A 26,437-nucleotide genomic window follows, 5' to 3' on the forward strand; every position below is an offset into this window, starting at 1 on the left:
AGGTCCTTGGGGGACGTGATGAACATCGAGCTGGCCGACTACGACGCTGCCTGGCCGGGCCTCTACCAGCGTGAACGCGACAGGGTCCTGTCGGTGTTGCCGGGTGCGGAGCTGGAGCACGTCGGGTCGACGTCGGTGCCGGGGTTGTGTGCGAAGCCGGTGATCGATCTGCTGCTGGTCGTCGACGATCCGGACGACGAGGCGGCGTATGTGCCGGCGTTGGAGTCGGCCGGGTACTGGGTGCAGGTGCGGGAGGACGACTGGCATCTGCACCGGATTCTCAAGGGGCCGGACACCAACGTGAACCTGCACGTGTTCGGGCGTGGGTGTGCGCAGGTGCGGCGGCATCTGTTGTTCCGTGACTGGTTGCGCGCCAACGTCGAGGACCGTGAGCTGTACGCGCGGACCAAGCGGGAGCTGGCGGCGCGGGAGTGGGAGCGGGTGCAGGACTACGCGCGGGCCAAGAGCGCGGTGGTGCTGGAGATCCTGGCGCGGGCGTATGTCGGGTCGCCGTTGCCGAGCGATGTGGAGTACGTGACGCCGTCGCAGGTGGGGAACGTGCGGATCACGCTGGAGGACCACAACCCGGACTGGCCTGCCTGGTATGCGAAGCAGGAGGCGCGGATCCGGGGTGCGCTCGGCTCGAAGGTGCTGCGGTTGGAGCACGTCGGCTCGACCTCGGTTCCCGGTCTGGCCGCGAAGCCGCTGATCGACATCGTGCTGGTGGTGCCGGATTCTGCCGACGAGGACGCGTACGTGCCGGCGTTGGTGGAGGCGGGCTACTACCTGCGGTTGCGGGAGCCGGGTTGGTACGCGCACCGGTTGCTGAAGGATCACGGTCCGGAGGTGAACCTGCACGTCTACTCCCCCGCGTGTGAGGACGTGGAGCGGATGCTGGTGTTCCGGGACCTGCTGCGGGCGGATGCGGACGCGCGGGCGGAGTACGAGGCGGTGAAGCGGGAGCTGGCGGCGCGGACGTGGGGGCGGGGCCAGGACTACGCGGACGCGAAGACGCGGGTGGTGGAGCGGCTCATTCTGCGGGGGCTGGAGTCGGCCGAGGTCCGAACCTGCGCCGGTACGCCGAGGGGTTGAGGCCGGTCTCGCGGCGCATCAGGGCGCGGAGGTTGGCGGTGGTGCCGAGTCCGGTGCGTCGGGCGACGACGTCGAGGCGGGTCTCGCCGAGCTCGATGAGGCGGCGGGCGAGGGTGATGCGTTCGGCGGTGAGCCACGCCAGCGGTGTGGTGCCGAGCTGAGCCTGGAAGCGGCGGTGCAGTGTCGCGGGGCTGACCGCGGCCTGTGCCGCCAGCCCGGCGACGGTGAGCGGGGTGTCGAGGCGTTCCTGGGCCCAGGCGATCACGGGGGCCAGCGACTCGTCGGGCAGGTCGGGCACGGGCCGTTCGACGAACTGGCGTTGCCCGCCGTCGCGGTGGGCGGCGAAGACGAGCCTTCTCGACACGGCGCTGGCGATCTCGGCGCCGTGGTCGCGGCGGACGATGTGCAGGCCGAGGTCGAGGGCGGCCGCGCTGCCGGCGGCGGTGAGGATGTCGCCGTCGTCGACGAACAGCACGTCCGGTTCGAGCTGCACGTCGGGGAATCTCGTGCGGAAGTTCTCTGCCCACTGCCAGTGGGCGGTGGCGCGGCGGCCGTCGAGGACTCCGGCTTCGGCGAGGGTGAAGGCGCCGCTGCAGAACCCGACGAGGCGGGTGCCGCGGGCGTGGGCGCGGCGGATGGTGTCGAGCACGGCCGGTCGGCGGGGTGTGTCGATGTCGGGCCGGTTGGGGACGATGAGGGTGTCGGCGTGATCAGTCGCTTGAAGGTCCGCCACTCCGGTGAGGGTGAAGAACCCGTCGCGCATGAGCGTGTCCGGTTCGGGTGAGCAGAGCCGGAAGTCGTAGAGGTCGCGACCGATCTCGGGGCGGCTCAGGCCGAAGATCTCGGTCGCGCAGCCGAGCTCGAACGGGTTGGAGTTCTCGTCCACGATCACGACCACCCGGTGCGAGGATTCTTGCGACATGTGCGATTCCTAGCACTCACGTTCGGGGTGCGCTAGCGGCGAGGCTTGTCTCGTGAACCCCATCTCTCTTGATAAGGCTCTGGCCTCGTTCGACGCGGTGTGGAGCCCTCGGATCGTCACCCACGTCAACGACTACGACGTGCGCGTCGCCAAGGTCGTCGGCGACTACATCTGGCACGTCCACGAGGACACCGACGAGTTCTTCCTGGTGCTGGACGGCGAACTGCGCATCGGGTTGCGGGAGGCTTCCGGTGAGCGCACCGTCGTGTTGGGGCGGGGTGAGGTGTTCACCGTGCCGCGCGGGACGTTCCACAAGCCGTCGTCCGCCGATGGGGCGTCGATCCTGCTGTTCGAGCCGACCGGGACGCTGACCGTCGGGGATCAGCACGACGAGATCCCGGACCATGTGGACGCCACGACGGGACACGCGCTCTAGTCGCGGCGGCGCACCTTCGCCGGGTCCAGGTGCAGCTCGTAGTGCGTGTAGCACTCGCTGATCTCCTCGCCGACGACGGCGCCGCACGCGCAGGCCTTGTTCCAGCCCTCCGGGAAGTGGCTCATGCCGTGGCACGAGCCCCGGTGCCAGATGGAGACCAGGTTCGCGTCCTGCGGGTGCAGCACGTAGGTGTCGCGCGGCCCGTCGGACCTCAGGCAGACGTCGTGGTCGTTCTCGTCGTACATGTAGAGGCTGCCGCCGCGGTAGCACGGCATGTCCTCTGACGACGGCACGAACGGTGCGCCGAACGGCTCCGGGTCGATCGCGTACCGGCCACGAGGCACGGTCGCCGTGGCCCGGTAGTTGCCGTGCTCACCGGTGTGGTGCGGGCGTTGCGGCATCTCCGGGAGCGCGAGGACGTCCTCGGTCAGCGGCTTGCCGCACTCCACACACACGAACACAGACACGAGCGAATAGGTAGCAATCGGTCGGGTGTGCTGACAACGCGATATCGGTGGTCGCGGTGCGGAAGAATCACGATCCGTGTGGTTCGGGGTGCTGGGGCCGGTCGAGGTGCGGGACGAGTCGGGGACGGTGATCACGGTCGCCGCGCCCCGGCAACGCGCCCTGCTCGCGATGCTCGCCCTGGACGCCGGGCAGATCGTCGGTCACGCCCGACTGCTCGACGGGCTGTACGCCGAGCCACCCGCGGGTGCGGCGAACGCGCTGCAGTCGCAGGTCTCGCGGCTGCGCAAAACGGTGCCGGGACTGGTGATCGAGCACCACCCCGCCGGCTACCGGCTGGTCTGCGATCCGTCCGAAGTGGACTATCTGGAGTGCGTGGAGCTGCTCGACGCCGGCCGGGGTGCCGACGCGCTGTCGTTGTGGCGTGGCCAGGCGCTGGCCGGCGTCGACGCGCCCTTCGCGGACGCGGCGCGGCAGCGGCTGTCAGAAGTGTTCATCAACTGCGCACTTTCCGGCGGGACCCCCACGGACCTGCGCCAGGTGCTTGCCGAGCATCCGCTGCGGGAGGACGTGCGGGCGGCGTTGATGCGGGCCCTGCACCGCGACGGCCGGCAGAGTGAGGCGCTGGAGGTGTTCGCGCAGGGTCGCGCGCTGCTGGCCGACGAGCTCGGTGTGGACCCCTCCCCTGACCTGGCCGCCGCCCACCTGGAGGTCCTCAAGGCCGAGGCGCCGCACCGGGGTGTGCCGGCGCAGCTGACCAGCTTCGTCGGCCGCGACGAGGACCTGCGCCGCGTCACCAAGTGGCTCGGCGAGAACCGCCTGGTCACGCTCATCGGGCCCGGCGGCACCGGCAAGACCCGCCTGGCCGTCGAAGTTGCCCACCGCGAACCGGGCGAGGTCGCGTTCGTCGACCTCAGCGCGACGACCGACGTGGCACGGGCGCTGCTCGACGGTGTCGGGGTGCGGGAGGCCGGACTGCTGGCGGCGCCGGTCAGCGTTGAAGACAGGCTTCGCGCCGCGCTGGCCAGCCGGACGATCCTGCTGATCGTCGACAACTGCGAGCACGTCATCGACCACGCCGCCCGCGTGCTCGGCACGGTGCTCGCCGCCTGTCCGGACGTGCGGGTGCTCGCGACCAGCCGGGAGCCGCTCGGCATCACCGGCGAGACGCTGAGCCCGGTCACCGCGCTCGACGAGGAGGCCGCGGTCCGGCTGTTCGGCGACCGCGCGCAGGCCGTCAAACCGGGCTTCACCGCCGAGCACGCCGTGATCGCCGAGGTGTGCCGGCGCCTGGACGGGATCGCGCTCGCCATCGAACTGGCCGCCGCGCGCGTCCGGTCACTGCCCATCACCGAGATCGCGGCCAGGCTCGATGACCGGTTCCGGTTGCTGTCCAAGGGCAGCCGCACCGCCGCTCCTCGCCACCGCACGCTGCACGCCGTCGTGGAGTGGAGCTGGGACCTGCTCACCGACGCCGAACGCGACCTCGCCGCCCGCTTCACCGTCTTCCACGGCAGTGCGTCGCTCGACGCCGTCACGGCCGTGTGCGAGTCCGCAGTGTTGGATCCCGCTGGGGACACCCTGTCCTCGTTGGTGGACAAGTCACTCGTCGAAGTCGTCGGTGACCGGTACCGGATGCTCGACACCATCCGCGCGTTCTGCGCCACCCACGCACCCGACCTGCGTGACGAGCACGCCCGCTGGTTCCTCGCGAGAGCGCAGGAAGCCGAACCGCATCTGCGTGCGCGCGAACAGGTCGAGTGGCTCACCGACCTCGCGGCCGATCACGACAACCTCGTCGCCGCCGTCACGTGGGCCACCGCGAACGACGTCGGGCTGGCGCTGGAGCTCGTCGCCGCGCTCGCGACCTACTACTGGTGCCGTGGCCTGCGCACCGAGGCCGCGCATCAGGCCAACGCCGTGCTGCACGCGTGCGGAGAGACAGTTCCGCACGGATACATGCAGGAGTACGCGATGTGTCTGCTGATCGCGTGGCCGGTCGCGACCGGCGACCAGACCGGGCGCATCCGGCAGGCCGACGAGCTGCTGGCCGAGCTGCGGGAGCCGCCGCGCTACCCGATCATGACGATGATGTGGGGCATGGCGCTGGGTGCGCCGGAGAACGACTCGCAGGTGTGGGAGCGCCGGAACCGGCTGCTCGGCGACGACCCGTGGAGCGCGGCGCTCGTGTTCGTGGGCGACGGCCTCGTGGCCCGCATGGAAGGTGACCAGGCCCGTGGCCAGGAGCTGCTGCGGCAGGGCGCCGCGGCGTTCGAACGGATCGGTGACCGGTGGGGTGCGGCGCTGGCGTTCAACCAGCTCGGCGAGATCGCGCTGTCCGAAGGCGATGCCGCGAGCGCCCTGGTCCACATCGGACGGGCGCGTGACCTGCTCGACGAGCTCGGCGCGACCGAGGACACCGCCGAGGCGATGATCGGCCAGGCCCAGGCGAGGCTGGCCGCGGGTGATCGGGAGCGGGCGAAGACCGACTTCGACGTGGCGCTCACCCTCGCGCGCCGTGCCGGAGCGACGTCCGTGCAGGCGGGCGGGCATCTCGGGCTCGCCGAGCTGGCCCGTCTCACCGGTGACTGCGCGACCGCCTACGCGGAGTGCGACAAGGCGTGGGAACTGACGCCCGGCGGCTGGTACGGGCCGGACGAGATGCGCTGCCACATCGCGGTGCAACGGGGCCGCATCGCGAAGACCGAAGGCGACCTCGTCCAGGCCCGCGCGCACTTCGAAGACGCGCTGCGGCGAGCCCTGGGACAACGCAACCGCGTAACCGAGACCGCGGTGCGCGCGGAACTCGCCGCACTCGGGCCTTGATCCGCCGCCACCACAGCCACGCCGGCAGCCGGCGGTGCGCGATGAACGTCCACAGGTCGTCCTCGGCCACCTCGTTGGGGTGGCGGCGCAGCACCTCCAGGCACTCCCGCGACACCACCCCGTGGATGCGCGCCACGTGCGCCAGCGCGGTCGCGCCGTGCCGGCGGACCTCGATGCGGTTGTGGTCCAGCGCCCGCGCGACCCGTGCCAGCGTCACCCACGGGTCCGGGTAGGACAGCGACAGACCGATCACCGACACCCCGACCATGTCCTCGCCGCGGTCGAACGCCGCGTCGACCTCCTCTGGGCGGTCGGTGCCCATCAGTGCGGAGAAGTTCCGCCAGTTCATGCCCTCACCCCGGCTCGCGCGGTCCAGCAGGAAACGCTGCCTGCCGTCGGAACGCTCCCCCGTGCGTTCCCAGTCCGCCGCTAAGTACCGCCAGACCGCCGCCGTGTCGGTGCGGGAGGTCGAGGCGAGGATCCGGCACAGCTCCAGCACGTGCTCGGGTTCCGTGGCCTCGGCGAGCTCGCCCAGGACTCCCGGTGGGCACCCCAGGTCGTGCCACGCCAGCCAGGCCAGCGTCGGTACGTCGTCGACGGCCACCCAGCCGTCCGCGCCGCCCCTGCCGATCTCGGCAGGCGTCAGCGAGGCCCGATAACGGGCGTGTTCGATCGGGATCACGTCAGACCCGCGGGACCGCGCGCAGCAGTGCGCGCGTGTAGTCGTGAGAAGGATTGAGCAGCACTTGTTCCACCGAGCCTTGTTCCACGATCTTCCCCTGATGCATCACCGCGACCCGATCGGCGATCTGCCACGCCAGCCCGAGGTCGTGCGTGATGATCAATGAAGCAAGGCCCAGCTCACGCCGCAACCGGAGCAGCAGAGCGACGATCTCCCCGCGCACCGAGGCGTCGAGCGACGCGACGGGCTCGTCGGCCACCAGCAGACGGGGTTGCAGCACCAGTGCGCCGGCGATCACCACCCGCTGCTGCTGACCCCCGGAGAGCTCGTGCGGGAGGGACTCCAGGTAGAGGTTCGCGGGCCGGAGCTCCGCCCGTTCGACAGCGGCCGTGACCTGCGATTCCTCGTCGCCGGGAATGCTGTGGACGCGCAGTCCCTCGGCGACGGCGTCGAGCACTTTGTGACGCGGGTTCAGGGCGCTCGCGGGGTCCTGCAGGACGAGCTGGACCTGACGGCGGAACGCCTTGAGCGACTTGCCTTTGAGCGGCACCTCGACGCCGTCGAAGATCACCCGACCGGAGGACGGCTTTCGCAGCCCCATTATGGTACGAGCCAGTGTCGTTTTACCGGATCCGGACTGCCCGACCAGCGCCACGATCTCGCCCCGGCCGACCTCCAGGTCCACTCCGTCGACCGCGCGCGTCCGACCGTAGTCCACCGTCAGGTCCTTCACCCGCAGCAGCGGTTCGGGGGGTGAGGTGGTCTCGGCCCAGCGGTGCGCGGGGTCGCCGATGACCGGGAACGCCGCTGTCAGCGCCGCCGTGTGCGGGTGCTGCGGATCGGCGATCACCGCACGGGTGCCGCCGCGTTCGACGAGCTCGCCCCGGTACATCACCGCGAGGTCGTCGCACGTCTCGGCCAGCACCGACAGGTCGTGGCTGATCATCAGCAGACCGAGGTCCTGCTCGGCGACCAGGCGTTTGAGCACCGACAGCACCTGTGCCTGCACGACCACGTCCAGCGCCGTCGTCGGCTCGTCGGCGATGATCACCTTCGGCGCGCACGCCAGCGCCATCGCGATCATCACCCGCTGCCTCTGCCCGCCCGACAGCTCGTGCGGGTACGCCCGCGCCTTCTCCTGCGGCAGCTCCACCTGCTCCAAGAGGTCGTTGACGCTGCCGGAGGTGCCGTGCAGGCGCATCGGCTCGGCGATCTGGTCATCGACGCGCCGCACGGGGTTGAGCGAGTGCATCGCGCCCTGGAACACGATCGACGCCGACGCCCACCGCACGGCCCGCAGCCGCCCCCAGGCCATCGTCTGCACGTCCTCGCCGTCCAGCAGGATCTCGCCGTCGACCCGCGCGGTCTTGGGCAGCAGCCGCAGCACCGACATCGCCACGGTCGACTTGCCCGACCCCGACTCGCCCGCGAGCCCGAGGGTCTGACCGGGCGCGAGGCCCAGGCTCACGTCGTTGACGACGCGCTTGTGCCCGTAGTGGACGGTGAGGTTGTTCAGCTGCAGCACGGGGTCACCTCTTCGGCGTCACAACGGCTTCGAGGGCGCGCCCGACGAGCGTGAACGCCAGCACCACGACCACGATCGCCAGGCCCGGCGGCAGCAGGAACCACCACGCCCGCTGCGGCACCGCCCCGTGCAGCTGCGCCTGGTGCAGGATCGCGCCCCACGAGATCCGGGTCGGATCACCCAGCCCGAGGAACGCCAGCGTCGACTCCATCACGATCGCCGACGCCACCGCGAGCGTCGCGTTGACCAGGATCAGCGGCACCACCGACGGCAACACGTGCCGCCCGATCACATGCCCGTGCCCGCCGCCCAACGCCCGTGCGCGCTCGACGAACGGGCGTGCCTCGATCGTCAGCGTCTGCGCCCTCACCATCCGCGCCGTCGACGGCCAGCTCGTCAGCGCGATCGCGAGCACGATCGTGCCCAGGCCCCGCGGCAGCACCGTCGACAACGCGATCGCCAGCACCAGCGCCGGCACCACCAGGAAGAAGTCCGTGACCCGCAGCAGGGCACCCGAGACGAGCCCACCGAAGTGACCGCTCAGGATCCCGACGAGCGCGCCGATGCCGACCGCCAGCACCGCCGCCGTCAGCCCGACGAACATCGACGTGCCCGCGCCCTGCGCCATCAGCAGCGCCACCGACCGTCCGGTGTGGTCGGTGCCCAGCCAGAACTCCGCGTTCGGCCCCTGCCACGGCGCCGCCGTCACCCGCGTGACGTCCAACGCGTCCGCGGAGATCAGCAACGGCGCGACGACGGCGACCAGCGCCGCGACCACGAGGACCGCGGCACCGGCCACACCCGACCTGTTGAGCCTGCTCATACGACCTTCACCCGTGGATCCAGAACTCCGTGCAGCAGGTCGGCCAGCAGGTTCATCACCACGACCGCGCCCGCCGTGACCACGAGCAGGCCCTGCAGCAGGAAGTAGTCCGGCCCGGTCAGCGCGTCGTAGAACAGCAACCCCAGGCCCGGCCAGGAGAACACCGTCTCCGTCGTGATCGCCCCCGCCACCACCAGCCCGAACCGCAGGAACACCAGCGTGATCGCGGGCAGCACGGCGTTGGGCACCGCGTGCCGGCGGCGCACCAGATCGTCCCGCAGGCCCTTCGCACGCGCCGTGACGAGATACGGCGCGTGCGTCTCCTCCAACAACGACGACCGCATCACCAGCATGTACTCCGCGCACACCACCGCGACCAGCGTGATCGACGGCAGCACCAAGTGGTGCCCGACGTCCAGGGCCTGCGACAGGAAGTCCGGCGCCGTGTCGGTGTCCCTCATGCCGCGCGACGGGAACAGGTCACCCGTCACCATCATCAGCAGCATGCCGAGCCAGAACGTCGGCACCGCCCACAACGTCAGCGACACCCCCGTCGTGACCCGGTCGAACGCCGAGTCACGGCGCCACGCCGCCCTGATCCCGAGCCACAGTCCCAGCCCGACGGCGATCAGCGTCGACGTGCCGACCAGCAGCAGCGTCGGGCCGAGGCGCTCCAGGATCACGTCCGCCACCGGCCGCCGGAACGTGAACGACGTCCCCAGATCACCCTGCAGCAGACCGGTGAAGTAGCTCCAGAACTGCTCGTGCAACGGGCGGTCCAGGCCGAACTGGGCTGCCAGTTCGGCCTGCATCGCCGCCGTCGTGGGGCGGCCGCGCGTCATCGACACCACGGGATCGCCGGGCACCACCCGGAACAGGAAGAAACCCAGCACCGCCACCATGACCAGGCTCAGCGCGGCACCGCCGAGGCGTCCAGCAAGTCGCACCTACTCGCGCTCCCCGGCCGTGGCCCTGCGCCTGCGGGCCAGCACGAACGCGCCGACCAGAAGGAGCCCCACAGCGCCGCCGACCACGAACGACGGCCACCTGCGGCCTGACGCCTGAGCGACGCGGGGTGCGGGCTCGGCGCCGTAGTAACCCCACATGCCGTTCTGCGCCATGATCACGCCACCCTGCGCCGGCTGCGTCGTGAACCGTGCGAAGTGGTCGGAACGGTAGGCCTCCAGCGCGTTCTCATACGCCAGCACCACCGCGGGCACCTGGTCGTAGAACCGGGCCTGCATCTGCTTCACGATCTCGACGCGCTTGCCCTCGTCGAACTCCGAGAGCTGCTGAGCGTAGAGCCGGTCGTAGGTCTCGTCGCAGAAGTAGGAGTCGGTGGTGCCGCCCTTGCCGTCCGCACCGGGACGCTGCGCACAGGTGTGCAGGCCGAGGATGAAGTCCGGGTCCACGTTCGTCGCCCACCCGGAGAACGCCAGGTCGTAGGTCGCCACCGTGGTCGCCTCGTTGAGCTGGTTGTCCGACACCAGCCGCACGTCCAACGCGATCCCGATGTCGCCCAGCTGCCGCTTCAGGTACTCGCTGGCCTGCTCGTCGTACGCCCGCCCGGCTCTGCCGACCAGCCGCAGCGAGAGCCGCGTGCCGTTCTCGCCCTGGGGCCGGTAACCGGCGGCGTCCAGCGCCTCCATCGCCGCGGCCCGGTCGTACACGCGCTTCTCCTGCTCACCCGGCTGCCAGTGCCACTTGCCGAACACCGGCGGCACCAGCCCGGCCCCCTTCTCCGCGTAACCGAGGTTCACCCGCTGCACCAGCGCGTCCAGGTCGATGGCCTGCGCGATCGCCCGGCGCACCCGCACGTCCTTGAGCGCCGGGTTGCCGTCACCGATCGGCTCGCCGCTCTTCGTCTGCGCGCCGGGGTTGATCAGCAGCTCGGTGAAGCGGCGGCCCTGCGCCTTGTTGCGGGTGACGCCGTCCTTGCCGTTCAGCGAGTCGAACTGGGCCGGTGCCATCCGGTTGGCCAGGTCGACCTCGCCCTTGCCCAGCGCCTGCACCGCGGCGTCGGAGTTCTGGAAGTACACGAAGTGCAGCTCGTCGTACTTCGCCGCGCCGCGCCAGTAGTTCTTGTTGGCCTTGAGCTTGATGAACTGCCCGGCCACGTGCTCGGTCAGCACGAACGGGCCCGAGCCCACGACCGGCACCTGGTCGTTGGCGTAGTCCTTGATGTTCGTGACCTTCTCCCACACGTGCTTGGGCACGATCGGGATGTCCAGCGCCGTCATGGTGACCTGCGGCGCCTTCGTCTTGATCACCACGGTCCGGTCGTCCGGCGCGGTGACGCTGTCGAAGTTCGTGACGAAGCTGCCGTTCGCGGTCCTCGCGACCTCGTTGGACAGCATCAGGTTGTAGGTGAACGCGACGTCCTGCGCCGTGATCTGCGCGCCGTCGGACCACTTCTTGCCCTCGGGGACGGTGAACGTCCACGTGAGCTTGTCGGCCGAGGGCTCCCACCTGTTCGCCAGGCCCTCGGTGACGCTCTGGTCGCCGGCCGCGTAGGCGGTCAGGTAGTCGTACATCAACCTGTTGACCTCGGTGCTCGACTGGAACACCGCCAGGAACGGGTTCATCGAGTCGATCTGCTGGACGATCGCGACCTTGAGAATCGCCGGCCCTTGAGCCACTGCCGGTGGTGTTGCAAGCCCCAGTGTCGTTGCGATGGCAAGCAACGCGCACAACTTAACCCGCATGAAAATCCCTCTCCCCAGGCAAGCCCGCCGCTACGTTACCGAGATGTGCGGATCATGATCTCGGCGGACATGGAAGGCGCCACCGGAGTCACCTGGACCGGGGACGTCATCCCCGGCACCGAGCAGTGGCAACGGTTTCGGCACCTCTTCACAGGAGACGTCAACGCGTGCGTCACCGGCCTGGTTGCAGGCGGAGCAAAAGAGGTAATCGTCAACGAAGCACACTCCTCGCAACGCAACCTTTTGCTCGAAGAGCTGCACACGGGCGCGCGCCTGCTCACCGGCCGGCACAAGCCGTTGTCCATGATGCAGGGCATCGACTCCGATGTGGACGGTGTCGTGTTCCTCGGCTACCACACCGGTGCGGGCTCCGCGGGCGTGCTCGCCCACACCTACCTGGAAAATTCGATCACCGGCGTGTGGCTGGACGGCGTGCTCGCCTCCGAGGGACGGCTCAACGCCGCGCTCGCTGCCGAGTACGGCGTGCCGGTCCTGCTCGTGACCGGTGACGACCTCACGTGTGCCGACGCGGCGACCTACGCGCCGTCGGCCGGGCTCGTGGCGGTCAAGGAGTGCGTGTCGCGCTACGCCGCCGTGTGTCTCCCACCTGCCTTGTCTTTTTCACAGATCACAGAAGCCGCCGTGTCCGCGATGGCGTCGGCAGGGCGTTCGGAGGGGGTGGTGTCGGCGCATCGGATCGAGGTCGAGTTCGACGCCTCGCACCTCGCCGACGCCGCCGCGGTGGTGCCGACCGTGGAGCTCATCGGGGTGCGGCGGGTCGGGTTCGACGCCGTGTCGATGACCGAGGCGATGAAAGCGTTCAAAATCGTCACCCATGTCGCCGCGGGCGCGATCGAAGGCATTTACGGCTGAAACTGTGGGGTCGCTTCACCTGCTCCGCTGAAGCGACCCCACAATTCCATTCACGCATTTCTAGTCGTTCGTCAGCTCAGTCGCCACTGCTGATGCAGACCGTCGTGGCACGGCCACTGCAGCGCCCCGGCGCCGTTGTGCGTCCACGCGTGGTCGATCTCCAAGCACTGCGAGCTGTGCCGGGCCTGCAGCTGGAAGTAGCCGTTGCCCCGGTCGATCCGCTTCCACTGCTGGTGCGTGCCACCGTGACACAGCCACTGCAGCACGCCCGCCGCCGGAGACTGGCTGGCGTTGTTGACTTCCAGGCACTTGTCGCTGTGCTCCACCCGCAGCTGCACGTAGCCGTTGCCCAGGTCGTTGACCCGCCACAGCTGGTGGTTCATGCGGTGACACGTCCACTGCAGCACACCGGCACCGTCGGCGAGGCTCGCGTTGTTGACCTCGATGCACCTGCCGCTGTTGCGGTTGATCATCGAGTAAGGCCCCGCCGGCGCCTCCGCGTTCGCAGGCGCCGCGACGAACAACGCACCAAAAGCAAGCGCGCTCGCGGCAATGGACGTGATGAACCGCTTCGTTCTCGACATGTTTCCCCTCAACGGTTCTCGTGGAAATTCCCCGCCCATTGAGATTGCCGTGGATCACGGATCCAGCGGAAGGTTCGGGCCCGTTCAGCGGACCGGGGAAATTCACGCCACACCCGGTGCGTAAGGTGGCGGCCATGACGCTGGACGTGGCGCAGCTGTGCGCGCAGCTCATTCACTTCGACACGACCAACCGCGGTGGCGGTGCCAGTGCGGGCGAACGCGAGGCCGCCGAACACGTGGCCGCGATCCTGCAGGACAACGGCGTACCACCCACGCTGCTCGAACCGGCCCCCCGCCGCACCAACGTCCTGGCGCGCATCCACGGCACCGACCCCACCCTCCCGGCCGTCCTGGTCCAGTCACACCTCGACGTCGTGCCCGCCGACCCGGCCGAGTGGAGCTTCGACCCCTTCGCCGGCGAGATCCGCGACGGCTACGTCTGCGGCCGCGGCGCCGTGGACATGAAGGACATGGCCGCCATGACCCTCGCGGTGATCAACCGCTGGCACCTCGAAGGCCGCCGCCCACGCCGCGACGTCGTGCTCGCGTTCGTCGCCGACGAGGAGGACCAGGGCGAGTACGGCGCCCACTGGCTCGTCGAGCACCACGCCGCGTACTTCGCCGGCGTCGAGGCCGCGATCAGCGAGTCCGGCGGCTTCTCCTACGACGTCGAGGGCACCCGCCTGTACCCGATCGGCACCGCCGAACGCGGCACCTCGCACATGAAGCTCACCGCCGTCGGTCGCGCGGGCCACGGCTCGCGCAGGAACTCCGAGAACGCCGTGACGGCCCTGGTCACCTCACTGGCCCGCATCGCCGCCTACGACCACCCCGTGCGCCTGACCCCCACGGTCGAGGCGTTCCTGGTCGGTGCCGGCAAGGCCCTGGGCGTCGAAGTCGACCTCGACGACGTCGACGCCACGATCGCCCGCCTCGGCCCCGCGGCCAAACTGGTCGAGAACACGGTGCGCTGCTCGACCACCCCGACCATGCTGCAGGCCGGCTACAAGGTCAACGTCATCCCCGGCACCGCCACCGCCCAGCTCGACGTCCGCACCCTGCCGGGCACCGTCGACGAGCTCGTCGCCACCATCGACTCGCTGCTCGGCGACGGCGTGACCCGCGAGTTCCTCGAACACCAGCCGGCCGTCGAGGCGCCGATCGACACCCCGTGGTTCACCGCGATGGCCGAGGCGCTGCGCGACGAGGACCCCGCCGCGGTCGTCGTCCCGTACTGCCTGGGCGGCGGCACCGACGCCAAGGCGTTCAGCCGGCTCGGCATCCACTGCTACGGCTTCTCGCCGCTGTCGCTGCCCGCCGACTTCGACTACCGCGCGATGGCGCACGGCGTCGACGAACGCGTCCCCGTCGAGGGCCTCGAGTTCGGCGTGCGGGTGCTGGACCGCTTCCTGTCCAGCTGACCACGGCCACATCAGCTCCCCGCTCCCCGCTTCCTGCCCGCCTGACCGCGGCACATCGGCTCCCCGCTCCGCGCGGGCCGCGCCGACTCGAAGCCGATCACCTTCGTCCACGCCTACGCCCACGTCCGGCCCTGCCTGTTCGCCCACGCCGTCCGGCCCCTTTCCGTTGCCCCTGCGCCGTTGGCCGCCATACCGCCGCGCCGCCCGCCCCTTCCTTCTGCGGGGAGGAAGATGACCATGGTTTCCGGACATCAACCAGACGACCCCAGGCGTGGATCCGGACAGGGTTCACCCGTCCGGGTGACCGGGCTTCGTGCGCGAGCGGCTGACCTGCATGTGGGCCACGGTGTTCGCGGCGTGCACATCACGAGGAGGTGCCCGTTTCGGGCGAAGTCGCCGTGCTCGCCCGCGCCAGAGCGAGAAGCGCGAACTCTGTTCGCTGCCGTCGCGATCTGTGGCTTACCGGCCGGACCGCGTCCGCGCGCAGCCGCTCGAACCACGCCGAGATCGAGCGCTTGTAGCCCTCAGGCATGTCCAGGCCGGGCACCTCGCCCTCGGCGAACAGGCCGATTTCCTTGTGCTCATGGGAAAGCACGAGCTCGCTGTCGCCGTGCGGATGGCATCCGCAGGTCACGATGAACACGTTCTTCGCGGCAACGTCGATGTAGTACATCCACGCGTCGAGGACCGGCCCGGCCGTGACCTGCCACTGCGTCTCTTCGGCGACCTCGCGAGCAACGCACTCCTCCGGCGACTCGCCCGGTTCGATCCGACCGCCCGGCAGCTCCCACTCGTCGCGCTCGTTCTTCAGCAGCAACACCGTGCCGTCGCGGACCACCACACCCTTGATCGAGACGGCGTAGGCGAACCGGGCTCACACCCGCGGCGGCAACGGCAGCGGAACCGCCGGAAGCCCGTCGAGGCTCGCGATGTTGTACGGCTTCTTACCGGTGTACTCCCGGAACTCCTCGTCGCTCTTGCGGTTGAAGTAGTCCGCGTGCAGCTCACGCTCAGAGCGGTAGTCCATGAACGGCACCGCGAACCCGCACGTGTCGCTGATCAGCTCGGCCGTCACCACGATGACCGCCCGCAGCGCCGGCCCGTCCGCCTCACCGAACCCCGCGACCAGCTCGACAAAACGCGGATCGTCGCGGAACACGGCCTCACCCCGGCCGTGGATGCGCACGATGTTCGGCGGGCCCTCGAACGCGCACCACATCAACGTGATGCGACCGTTCTCCCGCAGGTGCGCGATCGTCTCGGCGTGGCTGCCGCCGAAGTCCAAATAGGCCACCGTGCGGTCGTCGAGGATCCGCAGGGTGCCCTGCCGGCCCTTGGGCGAGAGGTTCACGTGCCCGTCGCCGGCCAGCGGAGCGCTCGCCACGAAGAACACCTTCTGGCTCTCGATGAACTCCCACAGCCGCGGCTCGATGCGCTCGTATTCCTTACCCATGATCGCCAGTATCGATGGCCCTGCGGAACCTGTCAGCAGTGATTCCCAGGTGCTGAACGAGCTCGGGCGGGCCGTCGACCTCGAAGTCGCACCCCAGCATGCCCAGGTACAGCGCCAGCATCTCCGGCGTGTCCGAGCCCGCGGTCATCCGGCAGGTCGTGTCGTCGATCGCCTCGACGAGCGCGGCCGGAATCCGGGCCGCGATCTCGTGCGCCGGGGCGTGGACCGTGACGGAAGCGCGGAACCGCCACGCCGCGGTCGCCAGGCCCTGCGACAGGTAGGTCTCCAGGTCCGGCAGCGGACGTTCGGTGAACCGGGGGCCGGTCGGGACGCGCGGCCGGACGCGATCGGCCCGGAACGTGCGCCAGTCCTGCCTGCCGACGTCCCACGCGACCAAGTACCAGCGGCCCCGCGTGTGGACCAGGCGATGGGGCTCGACGTCGCGGCGGTCCTCGGAGCCGTCGAACTTCACGTAGTCGAACCGCAGGCGTTCCCGCGCGCGGCAGGCGTTGGCGATCACCGTCGCCACCTCGGGGTCGAGCTCCGCGTGCGGGATGGCCGACGTGTAGTCCTGCAGCGTGCTCAGGCGGTGCCTCAACCTGCTGGGCAGCACCTGTTCCAGCTTCTTCAACGCCCGTGCCGCGGTCTCGGAGTCGTGGGTGCTCAGGCTCAGCGCGATCGCCACCGCTTCGTCGTCGTCGAGCAGCAACGGCGGCAGCTTCGCGCCCGCGCCCAGCTTGTAGCCACCCGCGGCACCGGGCGTCGCGTGCACCGGATAACCCAGGTTCCGCAGCCGATCGACGTCGTTGCGCACGGTCCTGGTCGTCACACCCAGGCGTTCAGCCAGCTCCGGGCCCGTCCAGTCGCGCGGGGACTGCAGCAACGACAACAGCCTCAGCAACCGCGCCGACGTCTCCAACATGCGTGTCATCCTGCCCGCGAATGAGGAACGAACCTTTCCGCAATGGTTCCTAGTGTGGCAGCCATGAACACATTTCGCGTGGAGATCCCCGAGTCCGACCTCGCTGACCTGCGGCTGCGCCTCAACGCCGCCCGGTGGCCCGTGCAGGGCGCAGGCGACGGCTGGCGGCGCGGCGTGCCGGTCTCAGAGCTGCGGTCGCTCGCCGGGTACTGGGCCGACGGCTTCGACTGGCGCGCCGCGGAAGCCCGCCTCAACGCCTTCCCGCAGTTCCGGGTGGAGATCGACGGCCAGCCGATCCACTTCGTGCACGTCCGCAGCGCCCGCCCCGACGCCCTGCCGCTGATGCTGATCCACGGCTGGCCCTCGACGTTCGCCGAGTACACCGCCGCGATCGAGGAACTCTCCCGCGACCACCACGTCGTCGTGCCGTCGATCCCCGGCTTCGGCTTCTCCACGCCCGTCAACGGCGCGTGGGAGGTCTCCCGCACCGCCGCCGCGTTCGCAGAGCTCATGGACTCGCTCGGCTACACCCGCTACGGCGTGCAGGCAGGCGACGTCGGCGCGGGCATCGCCGGCGCGATGAGCCGCCTCACGCCCGCCGTGGCGGCCATGCACATCAACGGTCCCAGCGCCCACCCGTTCGGAGGCGCCCTGCCACTCGACGGTCTGGAAGGCACCGAGCTCGCGCGCGCCGAGCGGTTCAACGACCTCGTCGCGACCGGCCTCGGCTACCTGCAGCTGATGTCCACCAAGCCCTGGACCATCGGCTACTCGCTGACGGACTCACCAGTCGGGCTGCTGGCGTGGATCTACGAGAAGTTCCAGGCCTGGTGCTCCGTGATCGACCGCGACGCGCTGCTCACCGCCGTGTCGATCTACTGGTTCACCGGCACCGGCGCCACCAGTGCCGAGTTCATCCACGAGTCGATGAACGCCCCTGGCACCTGGGGCGCGGCCGCCGCACCCACCGGCTTCGCGACCTTCGCCGCCGACACCGGCATCCGCACCCTGCTCGACCCGGACCACGAGGTCGAGCACTGGACCGAGTACGACCGCGGCGGCCACTTCCCGGCCATCGAGGTACCCGACCTCTACGCCGCCGACGTCCTCAAGTACTTCTCCGCGTTCAGCTGAAGCGGGGTGGAGGCCGCGGTCACGCCCGTGCCGCGGCCTCCTTCGCCGCCTGCTCCACCCGTTCCCGATAAGCCGCCCAGTCCTGGTCCGGCAGGTTCGACACGGCCTCCCGCAACCCGGCCGCCCCGTCCAGCCCCTCACGCAGGATGTCCGCGTGCCCGGCGTGCCGGTTCGTCTCCGCGATCATGTGTACCAGCAGCAGGTGCAACGTCACGTAGCGCCGCTCCTCAGGCCACCACGGCACCACACCCGGCGCGTCCAGCGGCAGCTCCGCGATCGTGGTGTCCGCGAACTCCGACACACGAGCGTGCAGCGCCAGGATCTCCTCCCGCGACTCGTCCGCCGTGGCGTACATGTCCGCCTGCGGGTCACCGTTGTCGATCCACGGCAACGTCTCGCCGAACGGCCGCCCCAGGCACATGCCGAAGTACTCCTGCTCGACGCTCGCCAGGTGCTTGACCAGGCCCAGCAGGTTCGTGCCGGTCGGCGTCAACGGCCGCCGCACGTCGTACTCGGACAAACCTTCGAGCTTCCACAACAACGCCTCGCGGGCCGCCTTCAAGTAGCGGTGCAGGTCGGCTTTCGGATCAGAGGCCATACCGCTCAGCCTTCCAGAGCCCGCCCGGACGCAGCAGCGATTTCCTCCAGCCGGGCGCGGTCCTCGACCACCGCGCCGCCGACCAGCACCGCACCATCACACGCCCACCCGTTCACCCGGCCGGGTGAACCCTGTCCCGATCCACGCCTGAGCCCCTCTGGTCAATGTCCTGAAACCATGGTCATCAACCTCCCCGCAGGAGGAAGGGGCGGGCGGCGCGGCGGCATGACAGCGAACGACACCGGCACGCCGACCACCACCGACCACCCACCACCGAGCAGCACAGTGGAGCCGTCCGGGACGGCCCAGCCGGGCACGCGGGCTACACGAGGAAGCCGACTCGGACGGCGCGGCAGGTTGCCGACCCGGACGGCGCGACGGGTTGCCGACTCAGACGGCGCCGGCAGGTTCGAGCACCAGCAGATCCAGGTGATCGACAACCGGCCCGGTCTCCACCGCCGCCGCCTCCACCAGCCGCGCACGCCCAGCCTCGAACTCCTCAGCCGACAACGACCGCAGCAACGTGTCCGCCTCCCACCGAACGTTGGAGGCCTTCTCCGCCAACGACTCCGCGGTCACCTGAGGCACCGCCTCCAACCGGGCCACCGCGAACCCGAGCCCGGACGCCACCTCGTCCACAGTCGGGAACGACGCCAACGCCCGAGCAGCCTCCGGGAAGAACCGGAACAACCCGACCCCCTGATGCCGCTCCCGGAACAACGACCGCAACACCACCACCCCGCCCGGCCGCAGCACCCGCCGCAACTCCGCCCCAGCCGCGGGCAGATCCCGGAAGTGGTGCACCACAGTCGAAATCCACACGACGTCGACCGACGCGTCCGCAAGCGGAATCGCCGTGTCGCTGCCGGCGAGCATCGGCAGCCCCGACGCCGACCGCATCGACTCCGAAGGCTCCACCGCCACCACCGACACCGACGGGAACCACGACGCGAACGCGCGCACGAACAACCCGGTCCCCGCCCCCAGATCAAGCACCGTCGACCCCGGCGCGAAATACGGCGCCACCGCATCCCGCCACGACGACAACCCGGACAAGGAAATCTCACGGGCCACCCGGTACGAGGCGGCCTCCACAGCGTCGTAGCGCGTCATCTCACCAGCTAAGCCCATACGGATGGCGGGATGACAGTGAGCCTTAACACGGACTACACAGATCAAAGCCATGTCCCTGCCGTGGTCCGAAAGGGTTGCCCTGCATGCGAAAGAGCCATCTCAGACCCCTGATCGGGGTCACCGTCGCCGCGAGCGTCGTGTTCACCATGGGAGGCGTGCCCACCGGCGCTGCTCCCGGCGCTCAGGAGACGACGACGAACTACCAGGTCAGCAACGTCCGCAGCGCTGAACAGCGGTCCAAGCTGGCCAAATCCGGCGCCGCCATCGACTCGGTCGAGGAGCACGGCATCGTCGTGATCACCGCGACCGAGCGCGAGGTCAAGAGCCTCAAGGCCCAGGGCTTCGAGGTCACCGAGCTCCCGAAGCGGCTGGAGGCGAACTCGGCGATCGGGCCGTTCGACTTCCCCGCCGCGGACTCGAACTACCACAACTACGCCGAGATGACCGCGGAGATCAACAGCGCCGTCGCCGCGTACCCGAACCTGCTCTCCAAGCAGGTCATCGGCAAGTCGTACGAGAACCGCGACATCATCGCGCTCAAGATCAGCGACAACGTCACCACCGACGAGAACGAGCCGGAGGTGCTGTTCACGCACCACCAGCACGCCCGTGAGCACCTCACCGTCGAGATGGCGCTGTACCTGATCAAGGAGTTCACCACCAAGTACGGCAGCGAGGCACGGCTGACCGACCTGGTGAACACCCGTGAGATCTGGATCATCCCGGACGTCAACCCCGACGGCGGCGAGTACGACATCGCGACCGGCTCCTACCGGTCGTGGCGCAAGAACCGGCAGCCCAACGCCGGTTCCGCCAACGTCGGCACCGACCTCAACCGCAACTGGAACTACAAGTGGGGCTGCTGCGGCGGTTCCAGCGGCAGCACCGGCAGTGACACCTACCGCGGGCCGAGCGCGGAGTCCGCGCCCGAGGTGAAGGTCGTGGCCGACTTCGTGCGCGGCCGCAACGTCGGCGGCAAGCAGCAGATCACCGCGTCCATCGACTTCCACACCTACAGCGAGCTCATCCTGTGGCCGTGGGGCTGGACCTACGACGACGTCGCACCGGGCCTGACCCAGGACCAGCGCGACACGTTCGCCACCATCGGACAGCAGATGGCGGCGAGCAACAACTACACGCCCGAGCAGTCCAGCGACCTGTACATCACCGACGGGTCGATTCCTGACTGGCTGTGGGGCGCGCAGGGCATCTTCGCCTACACCTTCGAGATGTACCCCGGCAGTGCCGGCGGCGGCGGTTTCTACCCGCCCGACGAGGTGATCCCGGCGCAGACCTCCCGCAACAAGGAAGCCGTGCTGCAGCTGCTCGAACGCGCCGACTGCCCCTACGAGGCCATCGGCAAGGAAGCGCAGTACTGCGGCGGCACCCCGCCGAACCCGGGCAAGTACTTCGAGAACCTCACGGACTTCCAGATCCGTGACAACACCACGATCAACTCCCCGATCGCGGTGTCCGAGGTGACGGGCAACGCGCCGTCGACGCTCAAGGTCGCCGTGGACATCAAGCACACCTACCAGGGCGACCTGAAGGTGGACCTGATCGCCCCGGACGGCACCGTCTACGTCCTGCACAACCGCACCGGCAGCGGTACGGACAACATCAACACCACCTACACCGTCAACGCCTCCAGCGAAGTCGCCAACGGCAACTGGCAGCTGCGAGTCAACGACAACGCCGCCCAGGACACCGGGTTCCTCGACAAGTGGAGCCTGCAGTTCTGAGCTAGCGGGTCAGGGCGCCGGTACGCCGGCGCCCTGACGCCCGTAGTCCTTCACCACCATCGAGTCGTGCAGCCTGACGCTCTGCGAGTTCAGCTTGGCCAGCGGCCGCAGCACCCACGACGGCAACGACGTCAGCAGCTGCGCGCCCCGCGTCAACGCCCACACGCCCGCCGCAGTCGTCGGGATCAGCGTCTTGGCCACCCCGAGCGCGAGCTTCCGGCTCGCGTGCACGAGGTCGCGCATCTCGCACTCGTACCGCGCGAACGCCGCCTCGTGGTCGCCGCCACCGGCCAGCTCACCCGCCAGCACGTACGCGCCCAGCACCGCCAGGCTCGTACTGCCGCCGATCGCCGGGCCGGGGCAGTAGGCAGCGTCCCCGACCAGCGCCACGCGCCCGCGTGACCAGGTGTCCTCCTGCAGCTGCGTGATCGAGTCGAAGTAGAACACCCGATCGCTGTCCAGGAACTCCAGCCACTCGTCGACCTCGGGACTCAAGCCGGCGAACGCCTCCCTCAGCAGCCGCTTCTGCCGCGCGACGTCCCGGTAGTGGTAGTCCAGCTCCTCGGCGCTGCGGAACAGGAACACCGCCCGTGCGTCGTCCACGTGCCGTGCCCCGTACACCGCCGCACTGCGCCCCGGCCCGATGTGCCCGGTCATCTCGCCCGGCACACCCAGCTCTCGCGGCACCGACAACACCGCCAGATACGCGCCCGTGAACGTCTTCTCGGCCTCGCCGAACACCAGCCTGCGCACGTTCGAGTGCAGGCCGTCGGCGCCGATGACGAGGTCGAACCGTTGCGGCGCCGCGTTGTCGAACGTCACCGCGCCGTCGTCACCGATCGACGTGATCGAGTCGCCGAACAGATACGCCACATCGGGAAGCGTCGCCTCGTAGTAGATCTCGCTCAGATCGTCGCGCATCACCTCGACATGCCGGTCCGACGCCGCCGCGAACAGCTTCGTCACGTCCGCGTGGATCGGCTTGCGCGTCCCCTCCCGCACGAACGTGATCCGCTCGGTGCCGGTCGCCAGCGACTCGATGCGCGGCAGCACCCCCATCCGTTCCGAGATGTCCATCGCCGGCTTGAACAGGTCGACCGCGTGCCCACCGGTCTTGCGCAGCACCGGCGACCGCTCGACCACCGTCACCTCGTGCCCGTACCGCGTGAGCCAGTACGCCAGCACCGGACCCGCGATGCTCGCCCCAGAAACGAGAATCCGCACGTCAAACCCCCTTACTTAACGGTCGGTAAGTCCCCTGAAGGCGACACTACACGCAGACTTACCGACTGTTAAGTAAGATTCACGTCCGTGGCCAGACCGTCCAACACGAAGCAGCGGATCCTGCAGACCGCTCGGGAGCTGTTCGCGACCAAGGGCGTGCAGCAGACCAGCCTGCAGGAGATCGCCGACCGCCTCGGCATCACCAAACCCGCGCTCTACTACCACTTCGCCTCGCGCGAGGACCTGGTCCGCAGCATCGTGCAGCCCCTCCTCGACGACGGCGAGCAGTTCGTCGCGCGCATGGAACAACGCCAGGACGTGCCGCTGCGCGACCTGGTCGAGGGCTTCTTCGACTTCAACCACCGCCACCGCGCGGACATCCTGCTGCTGCTCACCGAGATGACCACGCTCGCCGAGCTCGGCCTGGTCGACACGATCCTGTCCTGGCGCGCCCGCCTCACCAGGCTCGTGTTCGGTCCCGACGCGACGCTGGCCCAGGAAACCCGCGCGGTGCTGGCGTTCGGCGGCATGCAGGACTGCTGCCTGCAGTTCCCCGACACACCGGTCCAGGAGCTGCGCGCCGCCACGGTCCAGGCCGCCTGGGACGCGCTCGGCCTCGACCAGGGCACCACGACGTGACGATCACTCTTTCCGTGCCGCGGAGCGAGTCGGCACTCGCCCTGCGGCTGCGCCCGTGGCGGCGGGACGACCTGCCCGCGCTGCTCACGGCACATCGTGACCCGGTGCTGCGCCGTTGGCTGGCCACCTCGCTGGCGGACGAGACCGAGGCGCGGCACTGGCTCGACGCACAAGACGCCGGCTGGGCCTCTGCGACGCGGTTCAGCTTCGCCGTCGTGGCCGACGAGGACGACTGCCCGCCCATCGGGCACGTGGTGGTGAAGGTCGCGTCCGCCGGCGTGGCGGAGGTCGGGTACTGGACCGCGGCCGCGGCCCGGGGTCAAGGCATCGCGGTCCGTGCCCTGGACACCGCGTCGCGATGGGCACTGGGCACGCAGAACCTGGTCCGGCTGACCCGCTTGGACCTGCTGCACGCGAAGGGCAACCGGGCATCCTGCCGGGTGGCGGAGAAGTGCGGATACCGCCTGCACGACCTGCTACCGGCCGCACCCCCTGCCTTCTCGGACAACGGACACCGGCATGTGCGCGTGGCCGCGCTCAACGACGAGTAGGCCCGTTCAGCCTCTGCCGATCAACGCCTGCATGAGCGAACATCACGCCGTGCCCCTCCGCCACGCCTGGGTGCTCCCACTGACACCCATCGCTGTCGTGCTGCTCATCGCGGTCGCCCTCGTCCCGATCACGGCCACCGGCGACGAACGCCCCTGGCTGCTCGGCCTGGCGATCACCGCACTGGCTCTCGCGGGGATCGTGGCCACAGCCGCCGGCCGAATCTCCGGCGAGCCCGCCGACAGGCCGTGGCTGATCGCCGCCGCCACCGGAGTCCTCACCGCCGCAATGCCGTTCGCGGTCAGCGGACTGCTCGGCGGACCAACGGATCCGCTGATCGTCGTACCGTGGCTGATCTTCGGAGTGAGCGCCGCCCACTGGCAACTGAACCTGTGCGAGGGAGCGCGATCACGACGGCTGCACGCGGTCATAGGATTCGGGTACACCTTCGTGTTCACCGCCGTGACGCTGCTTCTCGCAGTGCTCTCGGCGCGGCTCGTCGACTAGTGAGAACCGGCTCTCGAAACGGTCCTCACAGCACGGGCCCGCGAGGTAGGGTCCGGCAACCGAATCGCACGCGGGGAGAGACATGCGCGCCGTCGAGATCAGACCTGGGGTCCGGATCCGCTGGGTCGAGGTGCCCGGTGCCTCGCCTGCCCGCGTGTACCTGCACGGCCTCGGCGCGTCGTCGGCGCCCTACTACGCCGAAGCCGTCGCGCACCCCCTGCTGACCGGCCGCCGCAGCCTGATGATGGACATGCTCGGCTTCGGCATCAGCGACCGCCCCGCCGGCTTCGCCTACTCCCTCGAAGGTCACGCCGACGCACTCGCCGTCGCGCTGGCCAAGATCGGGCTGCGGCGCAGCGAGATCATCGGCCACAGCATGGGCGGCGCCGTCGCCATCGTGCTCGCCGCCCGCCACCCCGAGATGGTGCGCTCACTCGTCCTCGTCGACCCCCACGTCGACCCGGCCAAGCCCGCGCTCGGCGCCCCCGGCAGCCGTGGCATCGCCGCCTACGGTGAGGCAGACTTCCTCTCGCACGGCTACGAGCGGGTGCTGCGCGACGTCGGCCCGCACTGGGCCGCCACCATGCGCATGGCCGGCCGCGAAGCCCTCTACCGCAGCGCCGTCGACCTCGTCCGCGGCACGTCCCCGACGATGCGGAAGCTGTTGCTGGAACTGGAGATCCCGCGCGTCTTCCTGCACCCCGAGGAAGCCCCGCCCAGCGGCGCCCGCGAGCTCACCACGGCCGGTGTCCAGCTCGTCTCCGTGCCGAACACCGGCCACAACATCATGATCGACAACGTCGAGGGCTTCGCCCGCGCGGTCGCCCAGCAGCGCCTCTCCGTCTAGAGGACCCGCTGCGCCACGGCGTGCTGCCGTTGCCTCAGCGCGCGCCACTCGGCGACCAGGTCCGCGTGCTCGTCCAGCCAGTTCTGCTGGCACGCGGCGAGCCGGGCGTAAGCGGTGCCCAGGTAGCCGGTGACGTGCTTGCACCGCACGTCCGCGCGCACCGCCGGTTCCGCGGCGAGGTCGGCGTCGCCAGACAGCGCGCTCAGCAGCTCGTCCGGAGTGCGGGCGTCGACACCGAACCCGCTGACACACCGCCGCCACCGTTCCGTGGCGGCGACGAACGCCGGGTCGCGGTCGAGCTGTTCCCTGGCGTCGCGTTCGCCGTCGTAGAGCCGCAATCGCAGCTCCAGTGCCCGCAGCCGCTGATCGCCGAGCAGGCGGCGTTCGGCGTCGGCCTGGCAACCGGTGGCGGGCAACGTCATCCCCAGCCGCTCGCCGTTCGCCTTCACGCGCTGGCCGGGGTCACCGAACAACGCCCGCGCGTAGTCCTCGCCCTGCACGGCTTCCGCGGGTTGCGGCTCGGGCATGAGGTTCTCCAGCGACTCAAGCCCGAACGGCCGCAACGCCGCCAGCGCCTCCGCCTCGGTGATGTCGTCGACCTGCACGGAGTAGCTGTGGCCGTGCGCGGCCATGCAGGCGGCGATGAGTGAGTCCCGTGCCTCGGCGATGCTCCGGTCCTGGTCGTCGGGCAGGTACATCATGCGGAACATCGGCGGAACCACACGGGCATCGGCTTGGGGCGCCGATCCCGACAGCAGCGCGACCAACGCGATCACCAGCACCACGACCGCGTGCGGCCGTGGTGCTGACGTGCGGATCAGTTGCTCAGGCATCGCACCGAGGTCCTGGGCCGCAGGCGCAGGGAGCTGACTCTGTCCTTCAGGTTGTCCGGCAGCTCGTGCACGGTCGCACCGGGGTTCACGCAGAACAGGAAGCCCGAGTGGAACTGCCCGTCGTACCAGTGGCTCTCGCGGTTGCCGGTGGAGGAGTTGCTGGCCGCCCACGAGTTGTTGTCGACGGGCTCGCCGGCGCCGTCGCCGTTGCCGCCGGAGAACCTGTTGCCGTTGAAGTGGTCCACGGAGTCGAAGTACTCGAACTTCGACGAGGCCACGTCGGTGTAGAACAGGCAGTGGAAGCCGTTGCGGCAGTTGACCCCGGCCACCGACGGGCCCGTGCTCCGCGACACCTTCGTCTTCGCGGGCTCCCCGGCCTTCGGCTCCTGACCGGTGTCCGCGGTCGCCGCGAGCGGAGCAACGATCATGAGTGCCGCTGCCAGCAGAGCGGGAGCGAGTTTCATTCCAGACCACCTCAACTGATAGATCGGAATTCTGTTG

Annotated in this window: 26 protein-coding genes; 11 read left to right on the forward strand and 15 right to left on the reverse strand. The window is 69.6% G+C overall.

Going from position 1 to position 26,437, the window contains the following annotated elements; translation table 11 throughout:
- Window positions 1-18 precede the first annotated feature (18 nt).
- Entirely contained in the window at window positions 19-1,092 is a 1,074-nt protein-coding gene (locus tag LFM09_RS18795) for a GrpB family protein (RefSeq protein ID WP_414097768.1), read from the forward strand.
- On the opposite strand, the gene LFM09_RS18800 is transcribed toward LFM09_RS18795, so the two are convergent.
- Entirely contained in the window at window positions 1,031-2,014 is a 984-nt protein-coding gene (locus LFM09_RS18800; protein WP_414097769.1) for a GlxA family transcriptional regulator, read from the reverse strand. The genes LFM09_RS18795 and LFM09_RS18800 overlap by 62 nt on opposite strands.
- A 52-nt stretch (window positions 2,015-2,066) precedes the next feature.
- On the opposite strand from LFM09_RS18800, the gene LFM09_RS18805 reads away from it, so the two are divergent.
- On the forward strand, window positions 2,067-2,450 hold the full coding sequence (locus LFM09_RS18805; RefSeq protein ID WP_414097770.1) for a cupin domain-containing protein: 384 nt from the start codon (window positions 2,067-2,069) through the stop codon (window positions 2,448-2,450).
- On the opposite strand, the gene LFM09_RS18810 is transcribed toward LFM09_RS18805, so the two are convergent.
- On the reverse strand, window positions 2,447-2,917 hold the full coding sequence (locus LFM09_RS18810) for a hypothetical protein (RefSeq protein ID WP_414097771.1): 471 nt from the start codon (window positions 2,915-2,917) through the stop codon (window positions 2,447-2,449). The two genes, LFM09_RS18805 and LFM09_RS18810, sit on opposite strands and share 4 nt — an antisense overlap.
- A gap of 76 nt (window positions 2,918-2,993) precedes the next feature.
- On the opposite strand from LFM09_RS18810, the gene LFM09_RS18815 reads away from it, so the two are divergent.
- Window positions 2,994-5,741: a BTAD domain-containing putative transcriptional regulator gene (locus tag LFM09_RS18815; protein WP_414097772.1), complete on the forward strand. Its 2,748-nt coding sequence runs from the start codon at window positions 2,994-2,996 to the stop codon at window positions 5,739-5,741.
- Between the two features lie 683 nt (window positions 5,742-6,424).
- Here the strand turns inward: LFM09_RS18815 and LFM09_RS18820 are convergent.
- The 4 genes from LFM09_RS18820 to LFM09_RS18835 are packed head-to-tail and all read right to left on the reverse strand — an operon-like array spanning window position 6,425 to window position 11,410.
- A complete protein-coding gene (locus LFM09_RS18820) occupies window positions 6,425-7,948 on the reverse strand; it encodes a dipeptide ABC transporter ATP-binding protein (protein WP_414097773.1) in 1,524 nt (507 codons plus the stop codon).
- Window positions 7,949-7,952: 4 nt separating this feature from the next.
- The gene (locus LFM09_RS18825; protein ID WP_414097774.1) at window positions 7,953-8,771 is read right to left on the reverse strand and encodes an ABC transporter permease; all 819 of its coding nucleotides are present in this window, start codon (window positions 8,769-8,771) and stop codon (window positions 7,953-7,955) included.
- Window positions 8,768-9,718, reverse strand: a complete 951-nt coding sequence (locus LFM09_RS18830) for an ABC transporter permease (protein ID WP_414097775.1) — start codon at window positions 9,716-9,718, stop codon at window positions 8,768-8,770. Before LFM09_RS18830 ends, LFM09_RS18825 begins: the two co-directional genes overlap by 4 nt.
- Window positions 9,719-11,410, reverse strand: coding sequence for an ABC transporter substrate-binding protein (locus LFM09_RS18835; RefSeq protein WP_414097776.1), 1,692 nt, complete (start codon window positions 11,408-11,410; stop codon window positions 9,719-9,721).
- A 111-nt stretch (window positions 11,411-11,521) separates the two neighbouring features.
- On the opposite strand from LFM09_RS18835, the gene LFM09_RS18840 reads away from it, so the two are divergent.
- Window positions 11,522-12,349, forward strand: a complete 828-nt coding sequence (locus LFM09_RS18840) for a M55 family metallopeptidase (RefSeq protein ID WP_414097777.1) — start codon at window positions 11,522-11,524, stop codon at window positions 12,347-12,349.
- Between the two features lie 71 nt (window positions 12,350-12,420).
- Here the strand turns inward: LFM09_RS18840 and LFM09_RS18845 are convergent, their stop codons facing one another.
- Window positions 12,421-12,933, reverse strand: coding sequence for an RICIN domain-containing protein (locus LFM09_RS18845; RefSeq protein ID WP_414097778.1), 513 nt, complete (start codon window positions 12,931-12,933; stop codon window positions 12,421-12,423).
- 134 nt (window positions 12,934-13,067) lie between these two features.
- On the opposite strand from LFM09_RS18845, the gene LFM09_RS18850 reads away from it, so the two are divergent.
- On the forward strand, window positions 13,068-14,354 hold the full coding sequence (locus LFM09_RS18850; RefSeq protein ID WP_414097779.1) for a M20/M25/M40 family metallo-hydrolase: 1,287 nt from the start codon (window positions 13,068-13,070) through the stop codon (window positions 14,352-14,354).
- Window positions 14,355-14,718: 364 nt separating this feature from the next.
- On the opposite strand, the gene LFM09_RS18855 is transcribed toward LFM09_RS18850, so the two are convergent.
- The 3 genes from LFM09_RS18855 to LFM09_RS18865 are packed head-to-tail and all read right to left on the reverse strand — an operon-like array spanning window position 14,719 to window position 16,729.
- Window positions 14,719-15,195: an NUDIX hydrolase gene (locus tag LFM09_RS18855; RefSeq protein ID WP_414097780.1), complete on the reverse strand. Its 477-nt coding sequence runs from the start codon at window positions 15,193-15,195 to the stop codon at window positions 14,719-14,721.
- 33 nt (window positions 15,196-15,228) lie between these two features.
- On the reverse strand, window positions 15,229-15,807 hold the full coding sequence (locus LFM09_RS18860; RefSeq protein WP_414097781.1) for a pyridoxamine 5'-phosphate oxidase family protein: 579 nt from the start codon (window positions 15,805-15,807) through the stop codon (window positions 15,229-15,231).
- Entirely contained in the window at window positions 15,800-16,729 is a 930-nt protein-coding gene (locus LFM09_RS18865; protein WP_414097782.1) for a helix-turn-helix transcriptional regulator, read from the reverse strand. Before LFM09_RS18865 ends, LFM09_RS18860 begins: the two co-directional genes overlap by 8 nt.
- A 63-nt stretch (window positions 16,730-16,792) precedes the next feature.
- Between LFM09_RS18865 and LFM09_RS18870 the strand changes: the two genes are divergently transcribed.
- The gene (locus LFM09_RS18870) at window positions 16,793-17,863 is read left to right on the forward strand and encodes an epoxide hydrolase family protein (RefSeq protein WP_414097783.1); all 1,071 of its coding nucleotides are present in this window, start codon (window positions 16,793-16,795) and stop codon (window positions 17,861-17,863) included.
- A 19-nt stretch (window positions 17,864-17,882) separates the two neighbouring features.
- Here the strand turns inward: LFM09_RS18870 and LFM09_RS18875 are convergent, their stop codons facing one another.
- Together LFM09_RS18875 and LFM09_RS18880 are read right to left on the reverse strand one after the other, a co-directional pair.
- Complete coding sequence (locus LFM09_RS18875; protein ID WP_414097784.1) at window positions 17,883-18,461, reverse strand: DinB family protein; 579 nt, start codon at window positions 18,459-18,461, stop codon at window positions 17,883-17,885.
- 390 nt (window positions 18,462-18,851) lie between these two features.
- Window positions 18,852-19,574, reverse strand: coding sequence for a class I SAM-dependent methyltransferase (locus tag LFM09_RS18880; protein WP_414097785.1), 723 nt, complete (start codon window positions 19,572-19,574; stop codon window positions 18,852-18,854).
- A 104-nt stretch (window positions 19,575-19,678) separates the two neighbouring features.
- On the opposite strand from LFM09_RS18880, the gene LFM09_RS18885 reads away from it, so the two are divergent.
- Window positions 19,679-21,337 (forward strand): M14 family metallopeptidase, encoded by a 1,659-nt coding sequence (locus LFM09_RS18885; protein ID WP_414097786.1) that lies wholly within the window; start codon window positions 19,679-19,681, stop codon window positions 21,335-21,337.
- 9 nt (window positions 21,338-21,346) lie between these two features.
- Here LFM09_RS18885 and LFM09_RS18890 read toward each other — a convergent pair whose 3' ends face one another.
- Window positions 21,347-22,561, reverse strand: a complete 1,215-nt coding sequence (locus LFM09_RS18890) for an FAD-dependent monooxygenase (RefSeq protein ID WP_414097787.1) — start codon at window positions 22,559-22,561, stop codon at window positions 21,347-21,349.
- 87 nt (window positions 22,562-22,648) lie between these two features.
- Here LFM09_RS18890 and LFM09_RS18895 point away from each other — a divergent pair, with 87 nt between their 5' ends.
- The 4 genes from LFM09_RS18895 (at window position 22,649) to LFM09_RS18910 (ending at window position 25,103) form a co-directional block, all read left to right on the forward strand.
- On the forward strand, window positions 22,649-23,200 hold the full coding sequence (locus LFM09_RS18895; RefSeq protein WP_414097788.1) for a TetR/AcrR family transcriptional regulator: 552 nt from the start codon (window positions 22,649-22,651) through the stop codon (window positions 23,198-23,200).
- Window positions 23,197-23,751, forward strand: coding sequence for a GNAT family N-acetyltransferase (locus LFM09_RS18900; protein WP_414097789.1), 555 nt, complete (start codon window positions 23,197-23,199; stop codon window positions 23,749-23,751). The genes LFM09_RS18895 and LFM09_RS18900 overlap by 4 nt, the downstream gene beginning before the upstream one ends.
- 31 nt (window positions 23,752-23,782) lie before the next feature.
- Window positions 23,783-24,256, forward strand: coding sequence for a hypothetical protein (locus tag LFM09_RS18905; RefSeq protein ID WP_414097790.1), 474 nt, complete (start codon window positions 23,783-23,785; stop codon window positions 24,254-24,256).
- 82 nt (window positions 24,257-24,338) lie between these two features.
- Window positions 24,339-25,103, forward strand: coding sequence for an alpha/beta fold hydrolase (locus tag LFM09_RS18910; protein ID WP_414097791.1), 765 nt, complete (start codon window positions 24,339-24,341; stop codon window positions 25,101-25,103).
- On the opposite strand, the gene LFM09_RS18915 is transcribed toward LFM09_RS18910, so the two are convergent.
- The gene (locus LFM09_RS18915) at window positions 25,100-25,936 is read right to left on the reverse strand and encodes a hypothetical protein (protein ID WP_414097792.1); all 837 of its coding nucleotides are present in this window, start codon (window positions 25,934-25,936) and stop codon (window positions 25,100-25,102) included. The two genes, LFM09_RS18910 and LFM09_RS18915, sit on opposite strands and share 4 nt — an antisense overlap.
- Window positions 25,921-26,400, reverse strand: a complete 480-nt coding sequence (locus LFM09_RS18920) for a hypothetical protein (RefSeq protein ID WP_414097793.1) — start codon at window positions 26,398-26,400, stop codon at window positions 25,921-25,923. Before LFM09_RS18920 ends, LFM09_RS18915 begins: the two co-directional genes overlap by 16 nt.
- Window positions 26,401-26,437: the final 37 nt, after the last annotated feature.

It is taken from the genome of Lentzea alba (assembly GCF_047445655.1).
Classification (GTDB): Bacteria; Actinomycetota; Actinomycetes; order Mycobacteriales; family Pseudonocardiaceae; genus Lentzea; species Lentzea alba_A.